The 18,143-nt window shown below is 47.9% G+C and carries 16 protein-coding genes and 1 pseudogene; 7 read left to right on the forward strand and 10 right to left on the reverse strand.

Annotated features, from left to right (window positions below):
- The 3 genes from GX147_05645 to GX147_05655 all read right to left on the reverse strand — a co-directional run.
- Nucleotides 1-506: hypothetical protein (locus GX147_05645; GenBank protein NLN60180.1), on the reverse strand; the 506-nt coding region annotated here is incomplete at its 3' end.
- A 13-nt stretch (nucleotides 507-519) separates the two neighbouring features.
- Nucleotides 520-1,500: a PhoH family protein gene (locus GX147_05650; protein NLN60181.1), complete on the reverse strand. Its 981-nt coding sequence runs from the start codon at nucleotides 1,498-1,500 to the stop codon at nucleotides 520-522.
- A gap of 297 nt (nucleotides 1,501-1,797) precedes the next feature.
- Entirely contained in the window at nucleotides 1,798-2,247 is a 450-nt protein-coding gene (locus GX147_05655) for a universal stress protein (protein ID NLN60182.1), read from the reverse strand.
- 321 nt (nucleotides 2,248-2,568) lie between these two features.
- On the opposite strand from GX147_05655, the gene mtgA reads away from it, so the two are divergent.
- The gene (mtgA, locus tag GX147_05660; protein ID NLN60183.1) at nucleotides 2,569-3,456 is read left to right on the forward strand and encodes a monofunctional biosynthetic peptidoglycan transglycosylase; all 888 of its coding nucleotides are present in this window, start codon (nucleotides 2,569-2,571) and stop codon (nucleotides 3,454-3,456) included.
- Here mtgA and recB read toward each other — a convergent pair.
- The 7 genes and pseudogenes from recB to GX147_05695 all read right to left on the reverse strand — a co-directional run bounded on the left by recB (nucleotide 3,453) and on the right by GX147_05695 (nucleotide 12,810).
- On the reverse strand, nucleotides 3,453-7,172 hold the full coding sequence (gene recB / locus GX147_05665) for an exodeoxyribonuclease V subunit beta (GenBank protein ID NLN60184.1): 3,720 nt from the start codon (nucleotides 7,170-7,172) through the stop codon (nucleotides 3,453-3,455). The two genes, mtgA and recB, sit on opposite strands and share 4 nt — an antisense overlap.
- A 37-nt stretch (nucleotides 7,173-7,209) precedes the next feature.
- On the reverse strand, nucleotides 7,210-8,100 hold the full coding sequence (gene metF / locus GX147_05670) for a methylenetetrahydrofolate reductase [NAD(P)H] (GenBank protein ID NLN60185.1): 891 nt from the start codon (nucleotides 8,098-8,100) through the stop codon (nucleotides 7,210-7,212).
- 119 nt (nucleotides 8,101-8,219) lie between these two features.
- A complete protein-coding gene (locus GX147_05675) occupies nucleotides 8,220-9,128 on the reverse strand; it encodes a DUF2156 domain-containing protein (protein ID NLN60186.1) in 909 nt (302 codons plus the stop codon).
- On the reverse strand, nucleotides 9,125-9,544 hold the full coding sequence (locus GX147_05680; protein ID NLN60187.1) for a GNAT family N-acetyltransferase: 420 nt from the start codon (nucleotides 9,542-9,544) through the stop codon (nucleotides 9,125-9,127). The genes GX147_05675 and GX147_05680 overlap by 4 nt, the downstream gene beginning before the upstream one ends.
- A 304-nt stretch (nucleotides 9,545-9,848) precedes the next feature.
- On the reverse strand, nucleotides 9,849-10,964 hold the full coding sequence (locus GX147_05685; GenBank protein ID NLN60188.1) for a hypothetical protein: 1,116 nt from the start codon (nucleotides 10,962-10,964) through the stop codon (nucleotides 9,849-9,851).
- A 327-nt stretch (nucleotides 10,965-11,291) separates the two neighbouring features.
- On the reverse strand, nucleotides 11,292-11,858 hold the full coding sequence (locus GX147_05690; GenBank protein ID NLN60189.1) for a nitroreductase family protein: 567 nt from the start codon (nucleotides 11,856-11,858) through the stop codon (nucleotides 11,292-11,294).
- 331 nt (nucleotides 11,859-12,189) lie between these two features.
- Nucleotides 12,190-12,810, reverse strand: a pseudogene (locus tag GX147_05695) (tyrosine-type recombinase/integrase).
- A 496-nt stretch (nucleotides 12,811-13,306) separates the two neighbouring features.
- Between GX147_05695 and GX147_05700 the strand changes: the two are divergent.
- The 6 genes from GX147_05700 to GX147_05725 all read left to right on the forward strand — a co-directional run bounded on the left by GX147_05700 (nucleotide 13,307) and on the right by GX147_05725 (nucleotide 18,062).
- The gene (locus tag GX147_05700; GenBank protein ID NLN60190.1) at nucleotides 13,307-14,230 is read left to right on the forward strand and encodes a DNA adenine methylase; all 924 of its coding nucleotides are present in this window, start codon (nucleotides 13,307-13,309) and stop codon (nucleotides 14,228-14,230) included.
- Complete coding sequence (locus GX147_05705; GenBank protein NLN60191.1) at nucleotides 14,227-14,949, forward strand: HNH endonuclease; 723 nt, start codon at nucleotides 14,227-14,229, stop codon at nucleotides 14,947-14,949. Before GX147_05700 ends, GX147_05705 begins: the two co-directional genes overlap by 4 nt.
- A 75-nt stretch (nucleotides 14,950-15,024) precedes the next feature.
- Nucleotides 15,025-16,296, forward strand: coding sequence for an AAA family ATPase (locus GX147_05710; protein NLN60192.1), 1,272 nt, complete (start codon nucleotides 15,025-15,027; stop codon nucleotides 16,294-16,296).
- A gap of 100 nt (nucleotides 16,297-16,396) precedes the next feature.
- On the forward strand, nucleotides 16,397-16,672 hold the full coding sequence (locus GX147_05715; protein NLN60193.1) for a hypothetical protein: 276 nt from the start codon (nucleotides 16,397-16,399) through the stop codon (nucleotides 16,670-16,672).
- Nucleotides 16,673-16,901: 229 nt separating this feature from the next.
- Nucleotides 16,902-17,321: a hypothetical protein gene (locus GX147_05720; GenBank protein ID NLN60194.1), complete on the forward strand. Its 420-nt coding sequence runs from the start codon at nucleotides 16,902-16,904 to the stop codon at nucleotides 17,319-17,321.
- An 81-nt stretch (nucleotides 17,322-17,402) separates the two neighbouring features.
- Nucleotides 17,403-18,062, forward strand: a complete 660-nt coding sequence (locus GX147_05725) for a GAF domain-containing protein (GenBank protein ID NLN60195.1) — start codon at nucleotides 17,403-17,405, stop codon at nucleotides 18,060-18,062.
- Nucleotides 18,063-18,143 lie beyond the last annotated feature (81 nt).

Genomic DNA, 18,143 nt, shown 5'->3' on the forward strand with positions numbered 1-18,143 from the left:
AGCTCCCTGATTTCTTCGTCCGTCATCCTGACATCAAAATAGTCTTCAAAGTGCTTTCGGATACGATTGATATATTCCTGTTTTCCCTCGACAAGACCATCTTGCAATTTGCCTTTGCTTCCTGGGGGCTGGGTGATTTCCTCGGCGATGATCGCGAAAAGCTGAATCGTCTTCGCCTGGAGAGAATATGATAAATCCGGATCATAATCAAAAATACCCGGAGTAAGTCTGAGGATGTCAGATTTTTTGGTCGCAGTGGCCAGCTTTTCTTCCACAAGGAAATCGCGATCGGCTTTGATATCGTCAACAGCAACGGTACCGACTTTATGCTCGGATTGTGCGGCAAAGAAGGATGGTGAAATAAGAACACCGAAGATTAAAGTCAGCAAAATGAGCACAAAAATTTCCTTAATCAACTCTCCGGCGGTTTTGCCCTGGAAATAATCTTTGAGATTATGTGCAATGTTGCTGTTTAATTTTTTGGGGGTCAAATCCAGCTTTATCATTTGCTTTTAAGCTTTATGCTCTTCGTGACTGGTCAAGGTGATTGTAAGCGCGGATCACCTCCTGAACAAGGGGATGCCTGACGATGTCCTGATCGGAAAAATGAATAAACTTGATTTCCTTGATGTGGCTGAGAATTTTTTCAGCTTCGACCAAACCGGATATCCTGTCAAAGGGTAGATCAATCTGGGTCACATCTCCGGTGATGATGGCTTTGGATCCAAAACCAAGGCGTGTCAGAAACATTTTCATCTGTTCCGAGGTTGTATTTTGAGCCTCGTCCAGAATGACAAAGGAGTCATTCAGTGTTCTTCCCCTCATGAAAGCCAACGGGGCAACCTCAATAATTCCCCTGTTGATCAGATTTGTTGCTTTTTCTGAATCCATCATATCGAAGAGGGCGTCATAAAGGGGGCGAAGGTAAGGATTGACTTTTTCGGAAAGGTCACCGGGCAAGAATCCCAGTTTTTCACCCGCTTCTACGGCGGGCCGGGTCAAAACGATACGGCTGAATTCCTTTGCAAGCAGACAGGATATGGCAACGGCCATGGCCAGATAAGTCTTCCCCGTACCTGCAGGCCCGATGGAAAAAACCATGTCATGATTTCTGATGGCCTCAATATAACGTTTCTGGTTGATTGTTTTGGGTGTGATCAGCTTTTTTTTGGCCGAAATAAAAACCGTGTCCAGGAATATTTTTTTCAGGTCGACGGAATGATCCCTCTTCAGGATACGATGTGCGTAATTGATATCCGTGGGGTGGACAGGATATCCATTTTGGATCATGAGATAAAGTTGCCGCAACAAGGACGAAGACATTCTGACCGAGTCGCCATCACCCTGTATAAGAGCCTGATTCCCTCTGATGGCAATTTTTGCATGGGACAACTTTTCAATCAGTTTGATATTCCCGTCGTGTTCGCCGAGCAAAAGCTTCAAATCGTGATTGTTATCGAAACCTATTGTCTCACTTGCCGTTGATCCAGGACCATTCATGGGTGCGATGTTTTGAATCTCCTTATGGAAAATAGTGATAAAACTTTTCGTTTCATGGTTTTGCCTTTAATTTTACAATGAGATGATGTGACTTGCAATTTTTCTTATCATGATCCTGAAAGCCTATAAAAGGAAAAGGCCGCGACCCCTTCGAAGAGCCAGCTTTCATCCGGAGGATGGCTGATCTGCTTTTTTCAGTTGATCGTGCTTTAGGTGGTCGTCAGCTTCTCCCCGATTCCCGAATAAAAAAACCGCCTCATTACAATAAGGCGGCTTGATAAAAAAGGCTGGGAGATATCAAGGTTTAACCAGCATGACCGTGGATTTTGACCCTTTGAGAACATTTCTGGAGACGCTGCCCATAAGTTGTTTCAGGATGCCCGTTTTCCCGTGTGAAGCGATGACAATCAGGTCGATCTTCTTGGCTTTCTCTTCGGCCAGTATGACCTCGGAAGGGTTTCCCGTCTTGACATCATAGGAAACATCGATTTTCTTCGATTTGACAATGGTGTCCGTCTCTCCTTTTAGCTTCTCTTTGGATGCCTTGAGGCTATCTTTTTCCAGTTGTTTGACAACCTCCCCGCTAAGGCAATAATCTGCCGCGCATTGTTGCACATGTTCGGCAATGACGTGGAGCAGGTAAATTTTCGAACCATGTTGTTCGGCGATATCAACCGCTTTCTTTAATGCTGCATCTGAAAATTTCGAAAAATCTGTCGGGACGAGAATCTTTTTTGGTGCGAACATAATGTACTCTCCTTTCAAAATTTCCATTAATTTTATAGGATTTAAAACAGGCTGTCAATTTTTTATATGTAAATCCCGCTTTCCACCATTGAGGATTTCGTTCTCCGGCAACTGTTCGAACATGTTTTGTGTCATTTCGATGGTGTGCCGCCTGTAAACCACTTCAACAAGAAATTTTGAGGGGATTTCTGACGAATGGGTTGATTTATATGGATTCTCTTTATATAGACGGATACTTAAACCGGTGTAAAAAAATTAACATGGGTGACAAAACGGATCTTTCGGGGCGGCAAAAAAGTGTTAAAAAAAACGGGCAAATGGATAAAGAGGGGTGCGGCCATCTTGTGTGCCGGGTTTTTGGCCAGCATCCTTGTGTATTTTTTTTATCCTGATGTTACCAGACTAAAAATGCAAAATCCGAAGACCACGGCTTTCATGGAACAGCGAAAGGGAGAATGGGAAGAGAAGGGCAGGAAAATCAAAATCAAGCATAGGTGGGTCCCTTTAAGCCGTGTATCCCCCTATGTTACCAAAGCCGTCATCATCGCCGAGGACGATAAATTTTGGTCTCATGAGGGTTTTGATTTCGAGGCGATTCAGAAGGCTATCGAGAAAGATTTGAAGAAAAAAAGGTTCAAGGCGGGGGGGAGTACGATCAGCCAGCAACTCTCGAAGAATCTCTATCTGTCACCATCCAAAAACCCTGTTCGAAAGATAAAGGAAGCGATACTGACCTGGCGCCTTGAAAAAGCCCTTTCGAAAAGAAGAATTATTGAATTGTATGTCAATTTGGTCGAGTGGGGAGAGGGAATTTTCGGTATAGAGGCGGCATCACAACACTATTTCAAAAAGAGCGCCGTTTCCCTGTCGGCCTATGAAGCGGCACGCCTCGCGGCCGTGCTGCCAAATCCCCGTCGTTTCAACGCCGCAGGAGATTCTCGTTACGTTCAAAAAAAGGCGGATCTGATTTACCGAATCATGATCAGGCGGGGGATTGTGATTCCCGAATATGACGAGATTATGAGCCAACCCGATGACATGATTACGGAAGAATCCGAGGGCATGGAAGATGGTATTGAAACCGATGATATCAATACAGAGGAAAATCCCGAGATGCCGGAGGAGGGCGACGAGTCCGGGTCAAATGAGCGTGTAGAGCCTTCCGTCGTGCCGGATCTTTCGGAGATGGCCGATCCCTCCCCAATTTAGACATCCGATGCTGGGCTAGGGGTGCGGATAAGCGCTTTTCCCATTGCATCCAGCATTTCCAGGGGTGGGCGATCACAGAAGATACCGGATTTCCCTTCGTTCTCTGGCGCCATCCCGCGGAGGAAACAGTAGTAAATTCCGCCGAAATGTTCATCATAATCGTATTTCGGAATGCGAAGAGCCAGATATCGGTGCAGGACCAGGGCGTAAAGGTGATACTGAATGAAATAAAACCCTTCGTCCATCACCTTCCACAGTCGGTCGCGGGAGTAGTTCTGTGGCCGGTTACCGAGATAGTTCGACTTCCAGTCCAGAAGATAAAAGCGCCCGTTGTACCGGAAAATCAAATCGATGAAGCCTTTTAAATAACCCTCGAGAGGGCTGAATTGAAGCCGTTCCAAGCAGCGGAGGCGGGGGCCCTCTGACAGCGCTGACTCGGGCATGGCCGCTCCCTTGTGGAAGAGGTCGGCAAGACCATTGCTGGAGATTGGTTTCAGGGGAAAATAAAATTCCACTTCGTTTCTCCTGTCTTCGGGTCGTATTCGTGACAGGGTCAGATGATCGTGGCCACCATTGAAAAGGGGGAATGGCGCTGTTGTGACCTTTTCGCTCATATCCTGTAAAACCGTCAGCCATTTCAGGTCATAACCGTATCGGCCGAGTGTTTTTTCGATGATTTCCTGCGTAAGGGCGGAGTTGTTTCCCCTGTAATCGATTTTCTCAAGGATTTCGTGAAGGAGGATACCCGAACGTGTCCCGCCGGGAAAACCGTAGAAGTCAAGTTGCGCCGAGTCGGATGGCGATTTAACCGGAGACTCCTCCTCCGGCTCGGGTTTCATTTCCCATTGTGAAATGAAGTCATCGTCAATTCGACTGAGGCGGTCTTCACGGGTTGATGTCAGGAGCGTGTAGCTCGCCACACGCCAGGTTGTATCGATTTTCCCCATGAATCGGCGGCAGAAGAACGGGTCCCTTACCGCCTCAGGGTAACGGGGTTTTTCCCGAATTTCCGGAAGGGCCTGGCTCTCGATGGCGTCAGGTGCCAAAGCGACGATGGATTGAATATCCCGTCGAAAATCCCCATGACTCAAATTGCGAAAGCGTTCCTGGACGGCCCTGACCAAATCACCTTCTTCGAGGTCGGGGGGTTGATGAAAAAGATACACGGGCGCAGACCGTTGAAGGTAGGACATGCGTCCCCAGATAAAATAGACACGATGCCGTGCCCGGCTGAGGGCGACATAGAGAAGTCGAATGTCTTCCGCCAGGCATTCTTCCTCGTGGAGACGACGATGTTCTGTAAATTTCTCTGAGCCGAAATCAAGAATCGGCGCGAAGGATCGATCCGGATCGTGGTACAGGAGGTAGTCTTCCTTTTTCCTGCCGCCACCGCTGCCCCAGGAAAAAGGGCAGAAGACGATCGGATATTCCAGACCTTTGCTTTTGTGAATGGTGACCACCTGTACCACCTTTGCGTCCCGGTCGAGGCGTAATTCGTATTCTTCCGGTTGTGTGTCCGTCGTTTGGATCTGGTCATCAAGCCATTTGATCAGGCCGTGCATCGTCAAGTGTTCAGACCTTTCAGCCTGGTGGAGGAGCTCTCCGATATGAAGCAGGTTGGTCAGGCGGCGTTCCCCGTCCACTTTTTTTAAAATTTTAGAGGGAAGATGTTCGTTGTCGAGAAAGGATCGGAACATCCGGATGAAACCAAGGATATCCCACAAGGCGTGAAAACGGTGAAACCGGCGCAGAATTTCTTCCCAGGCGAATTCGTCAAGGGACAGATTATGAATATCGTTGCCGGTCATCCCTATAATATCCGTGACCAGGGCGGCGCGGAGTAAAAACGGGTTAGCCGGTTCCGCGAGCGCACAGAGAATTCGTCGGACGTCTTCCGCCTCCGAGGTGTGAAAAACACTGTTTGGCGAGGATATGACATGGGGTATGTTCAAATCGATCAGGGCGTTACGCATGATCGTCACTTCCCCGTTTGTCCGGACGAGAATTGCTATATCCGCGGCTTCGACGGGTTTTTCACCGATCAGTGCCCGTCCTTCCCGCCCCAAGCGGAGGAGGCGGGCAATTTCAGAAGCGACGGCGGCAGCAACACGGGGATATTGTTTTGTTTTGGCTAAACCCTTTTGGCCTTGCCTATCTTTCGGCAATACCTCATTTGGATTCGCTTCCGATTCTTCCGGAATGATCCACCAATGAAACGGCGTTTCTCTGTGCCCGTCGATAGTCAGCGTAGCCCGATCGGGCCTTCCAGCCGCCGAGACGGGAAAATAACGGATTTCCTTGTTGAGAAACGGGTTTCGCGGGGTGCCGAACAGGACATTCAGCGCCGACAGGAGATCCGGCTCGGAGCGCCAGTTCTCTTTCAAGGTATAGACATGGTCCATAGATCGGGCAGCCTCAATATAGGCAAAGATGTCCGCTCCTCGAAAGGCGTAGATTGCCTGCTTCGGGTCACCGATGACGAAAACGGGTCTTCGTTCCTCCAGTTCATTTTCGAGAAAAAGAGCTTTGAAAATCGCATACTGAACGGGATCCGTGTCCTGAAATTCATCGATCAGGACAGCCTGAAACCGGGTGCGGATTTTCCCGGCGAGACGGAGTCCCTTTTCGCTATGGAGTGCGCCGTGAAGGTCATTCAGCAGGTCATCATACGTAAGAACATTTACGCTTTTTTTCCTCAGAGATAATTCCATCTGTCCCTGGCGGACAATTTTCCTGCTCAAACAATGCAAGTGGACGTCGAACAATTGCGAGAGCGAAGCGACGTGATCCAGAAGTTGTTCCACTAGGTCGAAGAAGGGGTGTTCCGGTGGAGGATACCCTTTCCTGGTGTTTGCCTCAATTTTCTTGGTGCTGACTTTTTCTAGGTCGGGGGGCAAGATAAAACCTTGTTTTTTCTGCCTGAAAAACGCGTCAAGACTGCCCAGGATCTTATCCGTTTTTTTACCGAATACTGTGGCTTTGAGCCCTGGCTGACCCAGAAGTTTCGCGACGGTTGCCTTTTCCTTCTCCCAAAGCTGACTTGTTTGTCTCAGGAGGCTATGGAAGCGTCCGATTTCCGATTCCAGAAGAGCCGTATCGGGCTGGGGGAATTCGGGGATAATGGTTGCCGTTGCATGGAGGCCAACCTCTTTCAATAGGGCAAGATAATGGTCGGGGCTCATCTTTTTTTCAAGGCAGTAGGCTACGAATTCTGGCGCTGCCGTGTAGAAGTGCCTCCGCCAGAAGTCCCGGGCGAATTCCCGTTTAACGGCATCTTCATCGGGTAGCAGGTCCATTTCGAATAGCGACCCGCTCTCGAAGGCATATTCCCGGAGCATGCGATGGCAGAAACCATGGATGGTATGGATGGCCGCCTCATCGAAATCCCGAATGGCCGCCCTCAGGAGACGGCGCGCTGTATCTTCCCGTCCCGACAGAAGTATTTTGTGGATGAGGCCGGCGACGAAGGTATCTTGACTTTCCCGGGCTAGAAGGTCTCGTTCCGTTAAAACGAGGAGACGACGAATACGGTCCCGTAATTCATCCGTTGCGGCAATGGTATAGGTCACGACAAGAATATCGCGGACCGTGAGCTCCTTTTCCAGGATGAGACGAACGAACAGTCCCACGATATTATAGGTCTTTCCCGTTCCCGCACTGGCTTCGATGAGATTGGAACCCTCAAGGGGCGTGTTGAGAAGGTCGAAAACTTTCATAGATCATCCGGGGAAAGGCCGGCTGGCGAAGATTGCATTATAGGCTTAGTTGGAGTGAATCCGTAACGCCCAGGGCATCGTAAATCTTAAGCGTCGCTTTTGACTGGTTCAGCGTATAAAAATGAACCCCCTGGACACCGCTATCAATCAAATCCCGGATCTGTTCCGTAGCCCAGTGGATACCCACATTTTCTACGTACTTGTCATCCTGAGCCCGGTAGACCGCCTTCAGGAGACGGGCAGGGATTCTCGCTCCCGCGGCGAGTTCCGCCATACGCAGCATGCTTTTGCTGGAAGTGATCGGCATGATCCCCGCGACAATGGGAATGTGAATATGGGCCAGGGCACAGCGTTCGCAGAAATCATAAAAGTCTCTGTTATCGAAGAAAAGTTGTGTACAGATGTAATCGGCGCCGGCATCCACTTTTTCTTTTAGATAGTCCATTTCTTTGAGCCGGTTCGGTGTTTCCGGATGGCCTTCGGGGTAACCGGCGACGCCGATTCCGAAGGCGGGGAAATGCTTCTTGATGAAAGCAACCAGTTCCACAGCGCGGCCGAAACCGCCGGCACACCTTTCAAAACAGTCCTGTCCCGCCGGAGGGTCACCCCGGAGGGCCATGATATTCATGATCCCCGTATCATGATAGCGCGTTAGTATTTCTAGTATTTCGTCCTGGTTGGATCCCACACAGGTGAGGTGCGATGCGACGGTCAGGTTCGTTTCCTGGCTGATTCGCAATACCAGGTCATGGGTCAGTTCCCGGGTCGATCCTCCGGCACCATAGGTGACGCTGACGTAGGAGGGTTTCAGCGGAATGAGATCGCGGACGGTCTGGTAAAGACGTTCCGCACCCCGGCGATCTTTAGGCGGGAAAAATTCAAAGCTGAAACTTATTCTCTGGCTGCGGAGAATATGGGATATGTGCATATTGACGATCCTTTTGACGAAAACGCCCTCTTCTTTTCGCACAACGACCGGGCAAGGTCAAGTTTGAATCTCCGGCGATACATCCGGGGGAGGTTGATCAGCTGGACGAAAACGATCGACTAAATCTTCATTTGCAGGTGAAATGATTTTCGCCGCATCACCGGATGATAGGATTGTTTCGACTGGGCCAGACCATCCAGGCCCATGTCACATTCCTTGTTGATGAGTTCATAGCCCGCAAACAGTTGTTTGGCACATTCACGATCCAGATAAGGATAAAGCCCCACAATATCAGGAAAAGCTTTCTCAAAAGTCAGATTGGCCATGTTTTCCGACAGGGGCGTGCGAATGGCGAAAGCACTCACGACACCATCGATGCGCACCAAAAGCCCCTCCACCTCCAGTTCATCAAAATGATTGAGCATATTGACAGCCGCCTGTTTCTCGCAGGCAAGACTCTCGTTTTCAGCCATGCTGCAGATGTAATAGCGGCACCAGGCTTCGATGAAAGCCACGCATTCCCCGGCATTTTGTGCTGTGATCGCTTCCAGAGTATGTCGATCCCCGTTATTATTGAGAAAGCGGGTAATCCAGTTACGCTTGTTGGCGTAGCGGTTGCCTTTCAGCAGGGCAAGGTCCGTTGTCTTATAAATATAATCTTCATATGCCCTTTGCTCGGTACAGATAAAATAGTGGGATAATTCCTTGAGGCCGTGTTGCAGGACATATTCTTCCGGGACATAATGAAATGTCGAAAATCCAAGCTCTCGGGCGATACGGCAGAGCACTTTGGGTGAAGCGTCCCAACCTGGTGCAATTGGTAGAATCAAGTGGTTTTCTTCCGGTCGGGGCGTACAGAAGGCGCCGATTAGGAGAATCTGATCCCGCACTTGAAAGACCGGTCTGTAGATTTCGTTGCTCCAGGCGATTAAGGAGGGTAGCGAATAGACCGACAACAGATGGGGCTGTCCTTCAAAAAAGGGTTTCAATCTGGGATAATCTGCGGGTGTCAGGGTCTGCATGGTCACGATTTGTTCTTGAGAAGCATGGGCGTCGAATTGTCCATGATGTCGAAACCCATGGGGCTGTAGAAAGTTTTGGTATTGCGTCCCGCAATGAGCCCGATCCACCTGATTTCATCCCGTTTCAGACGGTCGAGCAAGCGATTTACAATTTCATGGCCGATTCCGCGATGCCTCCATTCCGGGTGCACAGTCAGATCCTGAATATAAGCGTCATGGGCACGATCGCTGATTGCCCGTCCCATTCCGATAACATGATCGTTACGGATAGCCAAAAGAAAACAATGGCTGCCGTTTATGATTTTCAGGACCAATTCCGTGTCATCACATTCTTCCGACCACCAGGATGCATATCTATAAAGATCAATGATTTCTTTCAAGTATGCGTTTTTAACTGTAGATGCAAATTGGTACTCAATCATTTTTCAATCGGGCCATGAGATTTACGAAACGTCACAGATAAACCTTGGAAATAAGGATGTTTATCGCACAACAATGCGGTTTTCGTCAAGGTTTAACTCTGGCCGGCAATCGGGTATGTTTTGAAGAACAAGGAGGTTCACCGTTTTCCCCTGTCGGGTCTGCCGAATTGAGCGGAATGTGCAGCATCATACCCTGTGTTTTATTGGTCAACGGATCATCTTAGAAACTTTTGAGATCTTCTCCGTGTACGCAGAAAAACGGGCTACTCAGAAGGATAAACGTGTCCGGGAATTCTCCGTGTTGTCAAATGGTCCGGTGTCTGGCCCATAGGGATTTGATGGGAGCGGAACCATTCGCCAGGTACTTTTCAAATTCTTTTTTAAACGAAGTCTGATCGACGTAGAGGATGGCATGCCAGCCTTTCTTGTCCGCCCTTTCCACGTGCCCCGGATCGTCGTCTATAAAAAGAATCCGGTGAGGGGGCAACTGGAGGTATTGGGCAATATCGTCGAACAGAGTGGCGTCCCGTTTCCCTTTGCCCATGTGATAGCTGTTGAAAACATGATCGAACCATCGGAAAAAGTCATAACGGGCGTTCAGAGTATCCAGCATTTCCGTCTGGTCGCTGAGAATGCCGACCGTTATCCCTGCCTCTCCGAGTCCTTTTACAAGTTCGATCATCCAGTCACGCGGAATGAAGTGGGAAAGGATTTTACGGATAATCGAGGCATCATCGTCCTTGATTCCCGTCTTTTCCCTCAGAGCCGACCAGAAAGGATGGGCTGTGCATTTTCCAAGAATATAGCCGGTCTCATAAATTGTATCGGCCGCTGTTTTGAGAAAGGTCCCGGGGTCCAGCCCGTTTGCTCTTGCGATCATATCGAGTCCTTCCTTCCAGCCTTCTTCCGCGATGACACCGCCGAAATCAAACAGCACCGCCTCAATTTTAACGGTCCTATAAAAAAATGCTTTTTTTAGCAGGCGCATGACGTCGTGATATATTGCCTGGTCTTTACTGGCTCGGGGCCCCGCCACGTTCAAAATCTGGATGGGATGGCTGTCAAGCCAGCGGGAGAGCAGCGCCGCGGCGTTCAACAGGGTGTAATGATCCAAATCGATATGAAGCCAGAGGCGCTGGTGACGTTTGGCATACTGTCTGGTCAGACGCGAACCTCCCGTGAGTTTTCCATGAGAAACGATCAGGGTGGCGTCGGCATCAAGAACGTTCTGTTCGGTCCTCGCCGCGTAACTTCTACGTGGCATTTCCTGAACGTGGTATCGCCGGGGAAGCGGTCCCGCTTCAGTCAGGCGTCCCTTGGGCACCCAGCCGCCGTGGGGGATGCCGTGCCGGATGGCAAAATCCAATGCGGCACGGTCTGCTCCTGTTTGTCCACCCGAGATAATTTTTGTAAACTTCATGATGCTCTGTTGCTTCTCCAAGTGAAAAATGATGCCGCTTCGTCTTCCCGAAAAGGGGACGAAACCACTTCCAAAAATTGTTGTCCCTCGTTTTCCGGTCCTCTTCCCGGAAACATAAGGGAGCCAGATCGGTGCCGTGGCCGGTCCCCGGTTTCGCCATCGAGAAGTCCCGTAACGATGACATGATCTGTGAACCCGTACCTGATGAATATTTTCTCAAGTCCGGGCGGGCGGGGGTTATGGGCAACCCATCAGGCTCCCCGTAACGATTGGTATATACGTCCTGTCAAGGCGTTCGAATGACTCGAAACATATCCGCCCGTTCATCTACTGGATGATCTTTACGATAACCGGATCGTGGCGTTCGGCAGCGAGCGGAATTTCCAGCGGATAGCCGATCGTGATCGGGGCGATGATTCGGTAATCTTTGGGAATACCCATATCGTCGATTATTCTCTGATCGCGGATGTGTGTGCCCAGACCTATCCAGCAGGTTCCCAGTTTTCTCGCAGTGGCGGAAAACATGATATAGGCCGCTGTCAGGGCGCCGTCCACATCGATTAGCGAGGCCCCCATCGATCCCACAATATAGACCACGCAGGGTGCATTGTGGAAGATATTGTACTGTGGGTCGCAGAATCTGGATTCGTATTCCCTCAGAGGGTCGGCAGGGTCGTTGATGATGTCGGCGAGAAGGTTTTTTTTGCATTCGTCGGAAATGCGCTTCATGAAGCTCCGGTCCCGAATGATGATAAAACGACAGGGCTGTAAGTTACGCGCCGTGGGGGCGAAGCAGGCATCCTGAAGAATATCCTCAATGATTGAGAAAGGAACATCTCGGTCTTCATATTCGCGGATGGCTCGCCTGTTAACCAGGATTTCATTGAACTCCATATCGATCCTCCTGTTCATCAATTTTGATAGGCAAGTCTAACACAACCTTTTGGTTAATTCGTGTCTTTTAAAATTGATTTTATGAAAGAATGTTCGAGTTAGATCCGTGCACACGGACAGAGCTTACGCCTGGGTATCATCGATAGGACCCTCCAAGCTCCGGGGAATAAACAAAGATGAACAAGACAGATGGAGAGAATGAATAGACTGACGACACTGTGCGGCCAAAGCCGCCTGCATGACGGGGGACCGTGTCGGCCAGCTCCACAAGCGACTCAGGGGCGTCCCTTGGAATTCCTTATCCCCATTCTCCTTCACTCAAACTGAAACATCAGAAATCCAGGGGGCTCTTTGCCTCTTTCAGCGTCCGGATCTTGACGGTATGGGTATATATCATGATCGTTCTTACATCGCTGTGCCCCAGCAACGCCTGAATCGTTCGGATGTCATAATTCGCCTGCAGTAAATGGCTCGCAAAGCTGTGACGGAATGTATGGGCCGAGGCGCGCTTGCAGATCCGCGATTTGTTCACCGCATCCTTGATCGCCTTTTGGACCAGCGTTTCATGAAGATGATAGCGCCGGTACTCTGCGGCCTCTTTATCCTAGGTCAATTGTTTCGCAGGGAAAAACCATTGCCAGATAAATTCCTTTGATGATGCATTTTTGTATTTTTGTTCCAAGGCATTCACTAGAAACACGCCGGCATATTTTTTATCAAGATCCCTTTGATGAAGTTTTTTCAGGAAACCAAGATGTTTTTGCATTTCGGGTAAAATCGTTTCTGGGAGCGGTACCGTCCGATCTTTCTGTCCTTTACCGTCATGAACCGTCAGGATGCCTGCATCAAAGTTTATGCTATGCACACGAAGTCCCAGACATTCAAAAAGCCGAAGTCCGCAGCCATAAAGTAATTTCACGACAAGATCACAAGGGTATTCCAGGTTGCGTATCCTTGATCATTCATCTGCAAAACGGTTCCTATGCTGTCAGGGTCCTTTGCCTTACAAAGTTCATAATAAAGTTTAATCGCTTTTGCAGCCTGTTCTCGCTGCTCATTCGTCTGTTTCTTGTCCTGTAATTTACGGATAAAAGGAGGCAGGCTGGCGTTTTGAGAAGGATGGAAATTATACTTCCGGCAAAAGTCCAAGTAATAGCGTAACCACTTTAAGTAAAAATCTTTCGTTGAAATAAATCTGTCAAGGGATTAACCTTAGCACCATAAATAATAAATGATTACCGAGAGTTCATCGGGACTTAAAACGTATAGGTTATATAATATGGTAATCGGCGTTCAAGTTCCTGGAGTTAAACATATAAGGAATTTTCTATTCATCCTTCAGTCTATCCTTACGAAAGGAAGAACAGACAGAACAATAGAATTACTTGTTGGGATTTGAGAAACAGAGGAAACTTGTATTAGAACCCTTGAAATGATAGATTGACACCATGAAAACAAAGAGGCTGCCACACCCTATACCCTATCAGGGTAGCAAGAGAAATCTTGCCCCTGACATATTGCGCTATTTTCCAGAGCAAGTTGATGTAATGTATGAACCCTTTGCTGGCTCCGCAGCAATGACAATTGCGGCAGCTGCCTCAGGTATCACGCAGAGTTTTCATATTAACGATTTAAATAAGCCGCTTATTGATCTTTGGAAAGAAATAATCCATAGACCATACCTGCTATCAGAGAAATATTCGTCACTTTGGTACGATCAGCTTTCCGATCCGAAATCGTTCTACATCAAAATTCGGGATGAATTCAATGAAACGGGAGCAGCACATTTATTCCTCTATCTTTTGGCACGATGCGTAAAAGCATCCATACGTTACAATACACGTGGGGAGTTTAATCAAAGCCCTGACAACAGACGAAAAGGAATGAAGCCTCAGACAATGAAAATGCAGATTTTGGGAGCTTCATATTTCTTGAAAGATAAAACGGCTATTTCATCCGTAGATTACCGTGACATTCTCAAGCTTGCTAAGCCAAAAGACCTTGTATACATGGATCCTCCTTACCAAGGGGTTTGCGGCAATCGGGACACACGTTACTTGGATAGTGTTGAATTTTGTGAATTTGTAGAAGCTCTGGAAGATTTGAACTCCCGACAAATTAGATACATTGTAAGTTATGATGGTCGGACAGGTGACAAATCGTATGGCAAGACCTTACCTGATGAGCTGAACTTGACGCTAATTGAGCTTGATGCAGGACGCTCATCTCAAGCCACTCTATTGGGCAGAGAGGATATTACAATAGAGTCACTTTATCTCTCACCATCATTAGCAACTGAACTTTCCGACGTCCCGGCTCTCTATCGCTACACGCGTGGAGAACAATTATGTTTATTGGAGGGACGCGCATGAAGAAGCCCCATCTACCTAAGAAGTTTGTCGAGAAATGTACAGCTATAACAGCGAAACGTCCTAAAACCGTTATAAATCACATTTTAAAACATGGGTTCATTACGACAGAGGATTTGAAAGATAAGTATGGTTACAACCATCCACCAAGAGCAGCTCGAGATGTGAGGGAACAAGGTGTCCCCCTTGAGACATTCCGAGTACAGGCCGCCGATGGCAGGAGCATTGGAGCTTATAGGTTTGGTGACCCCAAGAAAGCAAGATTCTCCAAGCTGACTGGACGTACAGCATTCTCCAAAGATCTAAAAGCAAAACTTATTGAAATAGATGGCGCAAAATGCGCCATCTATTTAGAGGAATTCCCTGAACGAGATTTACAGATAGATCACAGAGTGCCTTTCGAGGTTGCAGGTGACGACGTTGATAATATGGACGATCCTTCCGATTATATGCTGCTTTCGGGATCTGCAAATCGAGCAAAGTCTTGGTCTTGCGAGCACTGTGCCAACTGGCAAGAAAAGAAAGACATTTCTATTTGCCGCCGTTGTTATTGGGCATATCCTGATGACTATGACCACATAGCTATGCGCCAAGCACGAAGAGTTGACATTCTTTGGTCGGGAGATGAGCTTGCTGTTTACGATCGACTCAAGAAACGGACATTGGAACTTCAAAAGGACATACCGAAGTATGTAAAAGAGATAATCGAAAAACACCTATGATTCCCAACAAACCGCTGCTGCCGACTCGCTACCGCACGCGGCAGAGCGGGAGCGTTAGCTCTCAGGGGGAATGTCTTGCTAGATCGGATTGTCCAAAGAGTCACGGAGTTCTACCTTGGCTCACGAGATTTCAACGGGTACCCTGTCCACACGTTGATATCCGAGTTTGCCCTCAACGAAGCAGAAGTTGCGAAGGTACTACGAGATCTGATTGAAGCGGAACGAATCGAAGTGGTATTCGGAAACGTTCACCCGAATGCCCACATTAAAGCCTTCTCTGGAACTTCGAAAGAGCAGCAGCTTGAATGGCTGGATTCCCTTGATCTAAGCGGACATTTCTGCCTTTATCCAACCGCACAGACAATCAATGTTTATGGCGATCTGCCTGATTTCACTGGGAGTCCATACACAGCGCAACTGGCAATGGGCGCTGGCCAGTTGGATTATCGAGTATTCGATCTTTCGGTCTTGGAGTACTACCGTAATGATCCTCGGTACTTCTATCAAACCGATTTTATCAATGGTCAGATTTCAATTGAAGACGAATTTTTCAAGTCTGAGTCAGTGCCCGAACACGACCAAGTGCTGCTACAGACATTCGGGTTTGCGTATGACGACGATCTCAACCGGGCCGTTGCTGTATTTCTCCGTTACCTGACCGACCTAAGCCCAGAGCATCAGACAATATGGCAGGCCAAAGAACTGCACGGTGACTACAATCTGCATCCGGACTATTACAGGAGCAGCATTCTCGGGGATTGGGGGACGAAGGTTTCAATTTTTGATGCGTTTCGTCAAGAGCTAGAGATTGTGAATAACATGTCGGAAATTATGGGCAAGCCTACGTTATTCCGAAGCTCCTTCCAAGACGATGCGCCAAGAGGATTCGGATTCTTGCTCAGGCCAACCCTGGGTGAGTTCAACGACTTCGTTCTCCTCCTTGATCAGATGATGTCCGATAATCTCAACAAGAAGTTCTTTCCTCCCGAAGTTGAGTTGAGCGAAGACGTGCCGCGGGAAGACGGGAAAGTAGAAGTGAGGCGGAAAGGAACCATTTCGTTACTTGACGAGTGGCTGAAACGGATGTTTCGTCCACAAGACCCTACCGCTCTCGACAATACGCTTGACACCTTTAGAAAAGTGAGAAAACTTCGACAAAAGCCTGCTCATTCCCCGCAAGAGGACAAGTTCGATCAAAAGTACTTTCACGAGCAGAGGAAGCTCATTATGGATGCCTACGATGCGGTGAGAACGGTTCGTTTGGTATTTGCAAATCATCCTGCCGTAAAGCGTAACCCACCGAAGATCAGCGAACACATATTCAAGGGAGAAGTGTGGACGTACTGAGAGCTAACAAGTGCATGCAAGGGACGCATTTCCCGCTACGCTTTCGGCTCCGCTACAAATGCGCCCCTGATGCACGGCGTTATGCTAAAGGAATCATCATATGCCATTAAAATTTTCAGATCGAATTGGTGTGACTAAGGTACCTGACATTCTTCAAGTTAATGGCATGAGTGCAGCCCTAAGAAACTCATTATGGAACTATCTTTTGAAAACTATTTTTGCGGGTGATTCAAAATATCACACAAAGGCCACAAAGATAATTTGTGAAAGGCACTTTAAATTACCAATAGATAAGTTACCCTTCAGAGCGTATGAGCAACAAACATGGTTACGTAATTACTTTTTCCACGATTCATTCGCGTGGCATAAGAGTTAAGCTCATACCTGAGCTTATAGAAGAAATCACATTAAAGCTTCAAAAGACTTCTCCCTCGAAGGAAAAGGAAGCAGTACCAGAAAGGTTTCCATTATTACGTTCCATGCAAATGGCTTTGGCATTTGGAATAAAAAATCGCACAACCAGCTGTTAGAGCCGATCGCGGCCCGCTGGGCCGCTCCGGCTCAGCTTGCCGTTATGAAGTGAAAAAACGAGAAAAGAGAGGAACATGTTCATTACTCTGCTTAGCGTAACTCTACTGGTTAGTTTGCTGGTATCGCTCATTGTTGTCCGATTCTTCTCCAAGCCACTGGGAAGTATCTTGAAACGGATAATTGCCGATGAAATAAGCGATGCCTGGTTGAAGTACCTCAAATTTGCGATCATTGTTGTGGGCGTATCGGCCGGTGTCCGTATCTACGAATTGGAGAAATACATCACCCCATGGCGAGGAGACAAAGAACAGAGAATAGTGCAACTGACCAATGATCGCTGGGTGCTGGAGCTTTATCGGACTGTCATTGAGACACTGCAAGGAATTGCCTGGATGCTTTTGATTTTCTTCGCCGTTGCTCTCATCGCCTACGTCATTGTCCGAATGGGTGAATTGAAACATGCTCACAAGGTGGGAACAGAAAAGACTGAATAAAGGGCCTCATAACCACTGCGTGCACCGGATCGGCAGGAAACGATGCCTGCCTCCCGGTGACGCTGGCGTTAGGAGCGAAGAATGATAAACGAGAAAGTCGAAATTGTTGTACCAGAGAACATTCTGGAAAACTGGCAAGAAATCCTTAACATCTTAGCTCACACTGCGAACATTCCTGCCGCATTGATTATGAGATTGCACGATGCTGACATTGAGGTTTTTGTTTCTAGCCAGAGCGAAGGAAACCCTTACCATTCAGGTGATAGCAAACATTTCCAAGAGTCGGGGCTATATTGTGAAACCGTAATTAGAACACAGCACAAACTTCTTGTTCCCGATGCTCTGGCAGACGACAACTGGAAAAATAATCCAGATATAAAGCTGAACATGATTTCCTATTTGGGATTTCCCCTTCTGTTGCCAAGTAAACAACCGTTTGGTACTATTTGTGTCCTTGATGACAAGAGAAATGAGTATTCGAAAACACTTGAAAATCTCATTCTCAATTTCAAGAGACTTATAGAGACACATCTCGAAATGATTTATGTGAATGCAGTGCTTGGCGACAAAAACAAAAGATTAACGGACTATTTGATGGAGCTCCAAGCTCTACGGGGCATTGTCCCAATTTGCGCACACTGCAAAAGCATCAAAGACAAAGAAGATAATTGGCATCCCATTGAGCATTATCTTATTTGTAAAAATCAACCTCTTCCCGGACAGTCAGTTACTCTTCGGTGAGGCAGCTTACACCACCTGTTCTTGTTTTGTTAGCTCTTTGGCAGCAAGAGCCGCTTCAATCGTTTCAATGGGTCGTCTGCC

It is taken from the genome of Deltaproteobacteria bacterium (assembly GCA_012522415.1).
Classification (GTDB): domain Bacteria; phylum Desulfobacterota; class Syntrophia; order Syntrophales; family JAAYKM01; genus JAAYKM01.

Bases quoted from the DNA above. Each gene is read 5' to 3' on its own strand.
- GX147_05700 (NLN60190.1), top strand. From the start codon at position 13,307: ATGAAAACAAAGAGGCTGCCACACCCTATACCCTATCAGGGTAGCAAG.
- GX147_05725 (NLN60195.1), top strand. From the start codon at position 17,403: ATGATAAACGAGAAAGTCGAAATTGTTGTACCAGAGAACATTCTGGAA.
- GX147_05715 (NLN60193.1), top strand. From the start codon at position 16,397: ATGCCATTAAAATTTTCAGATCGAATTGGTGTGACTAAGGTACCTGAC.
- recB (NLN60184.1), bottom strand. From the start codon at position 7,172: ATGAAAGTTTTCGACCTTCTCAACACGCCCCTTGAGGGTTCCAATCTC.
- GX147_05680 (NLN60187.1), bottom strand. From the start codon at position 9,544: ATGATTGAGTACCAATTTGCATCTACAGTTAAAAACGCATACTTGAAA.
- GX147_05720 (NLN60194.1), top strand. From the start codon at position 16,902: ATGTTCATTACTCTGCTTAGCGTAACTCTACTGGTTAGTTTGCTGGTA.
- GX147_05650 (NLN60181.1), bottom strand. From the start codon at position 1,500: ATGAATGGTCCTGGATCAACGGCAAGTGAGACAATAGGTTTCGATAAC.
- metF (NLN60185.1), bottom strand. From the start codon at position 8,100: ATGCACATATCCCATATTCTCCGCAGCCAGAGAATAAGTTTCAGCTTT.
- GX147_05705 (NLN60191.1), top strand. From the start codon at position 14,227: ATGAAGAAGCCCCATCTACCTAAGAAGTTTGTCGAGAAATGTACAGCT.
- GX147_05655 (NLN60182.1), bottom strand. From the start codon at position 2,247: ATGTTCGCACCAAAAAAGATTCTCGTCCCGACAGATTTTTCGAAATTT.
- GX147_05685 (NLN60188.1), bottom strand. From the start codon at position 10,964: ATGAAGTTTACAAAAATTATCTCGGGTGGACAAACAGGAGCAGACCGT.
- GX147_05690 (NLN60189.1), bottom strand. From the start codon at position 11,858: ATGGAGTTCAATGAAATCCTGGTTAACAGGCGAGCCATCCGCGAATAT.